We start from the raw sequence: 6,611 nt of genomic DNA, 5'->3' as shown, positions 1-6,611 counted from the left end.
CCATAAACTTTTTTGGGGATTGACTAATCCCTGACATTTGTTGTAAAATAGATTCTAGAATATTCATCAGGCATTTTTTTAAGTTCGTGTGTTTTTTGAGCTTAACGTAAAAAGTGCCTTTTTTTTGGATTTTCGGTGAAAATTCCAGAGACTTTTTGTCTCTGCTCGCTTGTGCATCCCTGTTCCAAAACTGTCCGGAGTATTGACGAACGAGGTAGTTTTATCACTCTGTGGCTGGGACTATATCCTTGAAGCTACATTAAGTGCAACTTCATAGTGAATTGGTATTAGCAGCAAAACTGCGCGAATTGAACATTGATCCCGATCGCATTTAAGCCACAAATTGTTTAATTCAGGACTTACTCACCAACACCAAAACAACCGGGTTTTATCGTTTCCGCGCGCTGTAACGAATTATTTACATCCAAAAACCCGGTTTCTAACTGCTTGTGTGTAAGTCCCGCAACCGTCAAAACATCGCCCTTCCACCCCCGAAAACCACTCAGAAGTGTTAACTTAGTAGTAAGTTGTGTCGATCGCACATAAAAACAAATGCCTGAACTACAAACCGAGACCCACCAAGACCTCGACCTGCAAGCCACCTCAAAACCCGTCATCCTCGGTCTCAAAGACGTAACCAAAGTCTACGGCGTCGGCGACTTAGAAGTGCGCGCCCTCAACGGAATCAGCTTGACGGTAACGCAAGGAGAGTATTGCTCAATTATGGGCGCATCCGGTTCAGGCAAATCTACAGCTATGAATATTATCGGCTGTCTCGATCGACCTACGAGCGGCAGTTACTACCTAGACGGCGTAGATGTCGCCCAAATGCCCGAATCAGAATTAGCCGGAATTCGTAATTTAAAATTAGGTTTTGTCTTCCAACAATTTCACCTGCTAGCTCAACTAACAGCATTAGAAAATGTCATGTTACCGATGGTTTATGCAGGCATTCCCTCATCCGAAAGACGCGAACGCGCAGAGGAATCCTTAACCAAAGTTGGCCTAGAAAGTCGCCTGAAAAACAAACCAAATCAACTATCAGGAGGACAGCAGCAGCGGGTAGCCATCGCCCGCGCAATTGTTAACCGTCCCGTGTTGTTGCTTGCAGATGAACCGACTGGTGCATTGGATACGAAAACTACTCAAGAAGTAATGGATATTTTCACAGAATTTAATGAAGCCGGCATGACTGTTGTGATGGTAACTCACGAACCGGAAGTAGCTCGTCAAACTCGCCGGGTTGTCTGGTTCCGCGACGGTCAAGTTATTCATAATAATCTGGATCCGGCAGAACTTTCTCACGCCGTCTTTTAAATTAAGATAAGAGTCAGCGATTGAAATTTCCCGACACAAACGAATGATGAGAGTCGGCGATTAAAATCGCTTCTATACAAACCATGTCCGCCGGACGCCGACTCAAGAAAATAACACAATTTCAACCGCCGGGTTTTCTTGAACCTGCGGAGGCAGGTTTTGTTTGTATAGACGCGGTTTCAACCGCCGGGTTTTCTTGAACCTGCGGAGGCAGGTTTTGTTTGTATAGACGCGGTTTCAACCGCCGGGTGTTTTTAATTAAAAGCACTGGGAAAAGTTGCCCAAACTCGATCGACAAAATCTCTAAGTTGCCGAGAGGCGATCGTGCTATCCTTGCGATCGGAGTCCAGAGACTGCAACTGGGTCAACAGCGAAATCACCTCCGTATCCAGCGCCGCCCGAAACAAACTCAGCGGCCACAGCAAATCAGAACCATCTCGCAAATCCGATAAAGTGTATTCTTCCGGCCAGCTTTGGGAGAAATCCTTCCCCGAAACGAATCCAACCAACATCAAAGGGCGCACCCAACAAATTTGACGTGCTTCAACTACTTGAATTACCTCTGAATGCAGGCACGCATCTCCACATTCTAAACTAACTATTTGACCAGGCTTAAAGTTCAAACCACAATCCATTAATTCTGACTTTTTATACAGACACAACCAAGCAAAATAAGTGCCGAAACTCTCAACACCACCAAAAGATATTATATCACAATTAATTCTTCCCTATTTTTGCTTCCTTCGGTCAACCATCAACCATCAACCATCAACTGCCAACCATCAACCATCAACCATCAACCATCAACTGTCAACTGTCATCAAGAGTTTTAAGAGCCATTTCGAGTTCGGCTGTCAACAATTTTGCTTCTTTTTTACCACTACCACCATTAGCATAATCTGCCACAGAAATCGGAGCGCCGATCGCAATTTTCACTTCAGAACGCCATCGAGGAATGCGCGGGCGATAGCGAATACTCATCGGTACAATTTTCACTCCCAAGCCAGGGGTGCTCAACTCCGCTTGCAGGGCTAAACGAGCTAATCCAGCCTTGAGAGGGTGAACTTCACCATCTTGAAAAATGCCACCTTCAGGAAAAATCACCAACATTTGCTTGTCGAGAAGCAACTCCACGCCGTAACGAAGACTGCTAACTGCTGGATGCTTGATATCGACAGGAAAGCCTCCCAAATGTCTGATAAACCAACCTTGCACTCCTTTGACTTCATCAGCAGTTACCATAAACCGCAAATCGCGTCGAGTCACCTTCTGTCCCGTTGAATAGGGCATCATCAGCGCATCCCACCGGGAACGATGCGTTGGGGCTAAGATTACAGGCCCGTCTTTTGGCAAGTGTTCCTGTCCGGTTATCCTAATCTTGCCAAAATAAAACGGTAGGACAATATAGTGACCTAGCGGATAAAACAAGGAGGTTAACCAAGGAGAAACGCGAGAGGTATTAGATGCTACCTTGGCAGGCATTGGCTTCACTAGAGATGATTTACTGGACTCAATGGCGATCGCGGCAGTATGACGCATGGCAATTACCCTGCTATATCGATATATAGAGTCTAAAGATATGTTGCTTGGCAAATCTTTAGTCTTTCGATGGGGACACTTTTGCTATTGGCCTTTGCCTCCGCAAGCGATCGCACCCAAAACAGATAATCTGTAAGCAGGTAAAACAGGATCCCAGCCGACACCACTACCGCACAGCCGTCAAGGGATTTGAGATTTTAGATTTGAGATTTATGCCACAGATGAATCTGGGAGTTTGAGCAAAAGTCTAAAATCTTGAGTGCACCGCGACGAGTGCCGGCAAGCAAGTATCCGTTTTTAGGCGGAGTCAACCGCCGAAAAAGCTCGATCGGGCAATTCCTATTATTTCAGTTAAAGAGCCAAATTCGATTAAACATTTGCTATGGGAGAGTAAAAAAGTTTACCTGTTAATTTTGGCGGCGGGCTTCAAACCAAGCAAGCAACTGCTCTCGACAAACAGACTCCATAATACCGCCGAGTACCTGTAAGCGATGACACGAAGGCGCGCTATCTGGAAGATTGGCCACCGTGCGAATTGTGCCAGTTTTCGGGTCATCTGCTCCGTATACCAGCAAACCGAGCCGAGCTTGTACGATCGCACCAGCGCACATCGGGCACGGCTCCAGCGTCACGTAAAGCGTGCATTGATTGAGATGCCAGTCTTGCAAAACCTTGCCCGCCGCCCGCAGCGCCAAGACTTCAGCATGAGCAGTCGGATCGCAGTCTCGCTCTCGCCGATTTTGCGCTTCGGCAATCAATTGGCCAGCACCGTCAACAATTACAGCACCTACTGGCACTTCGCCCGCATCACCGGCTGCTCGTGCCAGTTCGACAGCCCTACTCATCCAGTGTTGGTGAATAACATAATTAGAATCACTAATACACAACGGCTCTGTTGGCAAATTCACGATATACCTACTTTGACAGTTGACAGTTGACAGTTGACCGAAAGAGAGCTACCTCTACCCTTAAGTCCGAGGAATAGAGTAATAGACTTGAATTGCAAAAGTATTTTTGCGGTGTTGTTTGCATTAATTCTTGTTCACTGTTCACTGTTCACTGTTCCCCCGTTCCCCCGTTCCCCCGTTCCCCCGTTCCCTGTTCCCTATTCCCGACTTTTGCAAGAAGTCTAATGAATAGTCCGATCGTAATTTCTCCCGAGCAGGCGGGCGGGCTTTCAACCAATTCTTTCTGGTAAATGAAAGCACTTAATATAGTCTTACGTGTCCGCTGGCTGTGGAGAGAATAAGTGCGATCGCTATAGGACGGCTTTAATTCTAGTGTAAAGATTTTCAAAGATGCGAGGTTTATAGTCACAATCGCCCGTAAGCGTCATAGAATAATTCCATGATTGTACTAGAGTTTAAGTTAAAAGGCTCATCGCAGCAGTATCGGGTCATCGACGAAATGATCCGCACAGCTCAGTTTGTCCGAAACAAAGCTCTCAGATACTGGATCGATAATCAAGGTGTTAAATTATCAGACCTCTACAAACAATGCGCCATCATGGCGAAAGAATTTGAATGGGCAGGTAAACTTAACTCAATGGCGCGTCAAGCTTCTGCTGAACGTGCGATTTTTGCTATCCAGCGTTTCTTTGCTAATTGCAAGGGTAAAAAGCCAGGGAAAAAGGGATACCCGCAATTCAAAAAGCATACTCGTTCTGTAGAATACAAAACATCAGGATGGGCGCTTTCCGCTGATAAAAGATGTTTAAGTTTTACGGATGGTTTTGCTGCGGGAACCTTCAGATTAGTTGGTAGTCGAGATTTACATTTCTATGCACCCAAGGAAATCAAGCGAGTCAGGGTAATTCATCGTGCCGATGGTTACTATGCTCAATTCTGTATCAACGTAGAACGAACTGAGGAAGTTGTTCCTACGGGTAAAGCTATTGGTATAGATGTAGGATTAAACCATTTCTACACCGATAGTGCAGGAGAAACAGTTCCTAGTCCTCGACACTTGCGTAAAAGTGAAAAAGCTTTAAAACGATTGCAGAAAAGGACTTCTCGAAAAAAAAAAGGTTCTAGGAATCGTAAAAAAGCTATCAATAAATTAGGCAGAAAACACCTGAAAGTTAGTAGGCAACGTAAAGACTTCGCTGTTAAGACGGCGTTGTGCGTGGTGAAATCTAGCGATTTCGTAGCCTACGAAAACCTTCAGATCAAAAATATGGTGAAGAACCATAAACTTGCTAAGTCAATTAGCGATGCAGCATGGTCACAGTTTTCTCAATGGTTGGAATATTTTGGGAAAGTGTATGGTAAAACAGTGGTTGCTGTTGCCCCTGGGTACACTTCCCAAGATTGTTCGAGTTGTGGAAATCGCGTTCAGAAATCGCTGTCTGTTAGAACTCATGTTTGCAGTTGTGGTACGGTATTAGACCGTGACCACAATGCAGCTTTGAACATTTTGGCGAAAGGATTAAAGCAAGCAGGAATTATTTTAAATACGGCGGGGCACGCCGAAATTAACGCTTGGGGACAGACCGATCTCTACTCGTTGATGGTGACATCGACGGGCAAATCGACTGGCTGATCCAAGAATCCCCGTACCTTGATAGTCGGGGAGTGTCAACTAGCTGAAAACACTTAAGATCGAGAAATAAAGTTACACTACAGCCCATCCAGAGTAATTTTGAATTATGGACACCACCCTGATTAGCACTGAAGTTGTTGAGCTGTTGTCCCGGATTAGCCGCCAAAAGCTCCGCGAGCAAGATATCACTCCTTTGGTAGTCTTTCTAACTGCTCTGATTTCCATCCTGCGGGGAGTGATGATTATCGACAGGACGATCGCAGTTGAAGAAGAAGAACGGCTGCAAAAGACTCTCAAAGCCTTTGCTAGTGGCGATCCCCATCGGATAGAACTAATTCAGCGCCTTGTCAAAGGAATCTCCAAACAGCAGGTTTACTTTAACCCCACGGAATTGCTAACTCTCACAGCTTTCTTCTCAGAATCAGAAAAGCTGTTACTCATCGGTTCCGGCTACGAAATGTCAGCGGTAGACGGACACATCGACCTGAGGGAGCAAATGTACTTACAGTCGATCGGCAATCGGCTCGGCCTCGACTCCAGACACATTGCAGTCGTAGACACTTTATTTACCAAAGAAGGAACTCTCAACCAAGAAGACTTTGCCGAAGTTAAAGCTTTACTAGCTCCCAGCCAATTTGAATCCCGGGATCCGGTATTTGCCAAAGCAGCAAAACACCTGCTGTCTCTGTTAACGCGCAAATAATGCAGCGCATATAAATTATTTGCTGCGTCAAAATTTAAGATTGTTGGCACGGGAGAGGGGAATTGCGCGCTCTTGTAGTGAACTACCCCACCCTACTTCCTTCGAGCTGCGCTCTGGGGTCGTTGAGGGTAGGGCTTCCAGCTTCGACGGGGAGAACCTTAGAGACGGATGACTTACGCCTTCCACCCTTGGGACTTACCTTCCCTCCACTGGCAGTAGCGCTGGTTCCCAACGCTAAAATGCGGAGTCCTTCATTTCGGATATTGAGCGCCGCATTCACAATTAAAGTCAGCGACTCCCTCACGAGAGTCGCTGCTCTCCAAAACCGTGCTTGATAGTTTCCCATCACACGGCTCCTCAGTGATACGGTGTTTGTCATACATACCCAGGGCTATTTCATTCTAAACAGCTTCTTCAAAACGTCTAGACCATAGCCCGCGAGTCGTTGTGCCTGTGCCATATTTGTTTCTCCAGCTTCTCGATAAAGATTGAGTGCTACGTTACGAGCAAT

At 45.9% G+C, this 6,611-nt stretch carries 8 protein-coding genes; 3 read left to right on the top strand and 5 right to left on the bottom strand.

Translation table 11 applies throughout. From position 1 onward, the window contains the following. Positions 1-552: 552 nt before the first annotated feature. Positions 553-1,317 (top strand): ABC transporter ATP-binding protein, encoded by a 765-nt coding sequence (locus QZ918_RS32700; RefSeq protein ID WP_293343161.1) that lies wholly within the window; start codon positions 553-555, stop codon positions 1,315-1,317. 254 nt (positions 1,318-1,571) lie between these two features. On the opposite strand, the gene QZ918_RS32695 is transcribed toward QZ918_RS32700, so the two are convergent. From QZ918_RS32695 to QZ918_RS32680, 4 genes are all read right to left on the bottom strand, one after another. Next, positions 1,572-1,952, bottom strand: coding sequence for a hypothetical protein (locus QZ918_RS32695; protein WP_293343158.1), 381 nt, complete (start codon positions 1,950-1,952; stop codon positions 1,572-1,574). 175 nt (positions 1,953-2,127) lie between these two features. Then, positions 2,128-2,856, bottom strand: coding sequence for a lysophospholipid acyltransferase family protein (locus tag QZ918_RS32690; protein ID WP_293343156.1), 729 nt, complete (start codon positions 2,854-2,856; stop codon positions 2,128-2,130). A gap of 407 nt (positions 2,857-3,263) precedes the next feature. Then, on the bottom strand, positions 3,264-3,764 hold the full coding sequence (tadA, locus tag QZ918_RS32685) for a tRNA adenosine(34) deaminase TadA (RefSeq protein ID WP_293343151.1): 501 nt from the start codon (positions 3,762-3,764) through the stop codon (positions 3,264-3,266). Positions 3,765-3,912: 148 nt separating this feature from the next. Beyond that, positions 3,913-4,152, bottom strand: a complete 240-nt coding sequence (locus tag QZ918_RS32680; protein ID WP_293343148.1) for a hypothetical protein — start codon at positions 4,150-4,152, stop codon at positions 3,913-3,915. 51 nt (positions 4,153-4,203) lie between these two features. Between QZ918_RS32680 and QZ918_RS32675 the strand changes: the two genes are divergently transcribed. Together QZ918_RS32675 and QZ918_RS32670 are read left to right on the top strand one after the other, a co-directional pair. Further along, positions 4,204-5,397: an RNA-guided endonuclease InsQ/TnpB family protein gene (locus QZ918_RS32675; RefSeq protein WP_293343146.1), complete on the top strand. Its 1,194-nt coding sequence runs from the start codon at positions 4,204-4,206 to the stop codon at positions 5,395-5,397. Positions 5,398-5,503: 106 nt separating this feature from the next. After that, positions 5,504-6,100 carry a TerB family tellurite resistance protein gene (locus tag QZ918_RS32670; RefSeq protein ID WP_293343143.1) on the top strand — a complete coding sequence of 199 codons (597 nt, stop codon included), beginning with the start codon at positions 5,504-5,506 and terminating at the stop codon, positions 6,098-6,100. Positions 6,101-6,182: 82 nt separating this feature from the next. Here QZ918_RS32670 and QZ918_RS32665 read toward each other — a convergent pair whose 3' ends face one another. Then, positions 6,183-6,446: a hypothetical protein gene (locus tag QZ918_RS32665; protein ID WP_367275486.1), complete on the bottom strand. Its 264-nt coding sequence runs from the start codon at positions 6,444-6,446 to the stop codon at positions 6,183-6,185. Positions 6,447-6,611: the final 165 nt, after the last annotated feature.

The sequence above is a fragment of the Microcoleus sp. CAWBG58 genome, assembly GCF_020883045.1.
In the GTDB taxonomy this organism is placed as follows: Bacteria; Cyanobacteriota; Cyanobacteriia; order Cyanobacteriales; family Microcoleaceae; genus Microcoleus.
This window is presented reverse-complemented; position numbering and strand designations above follow the sequence as displayed.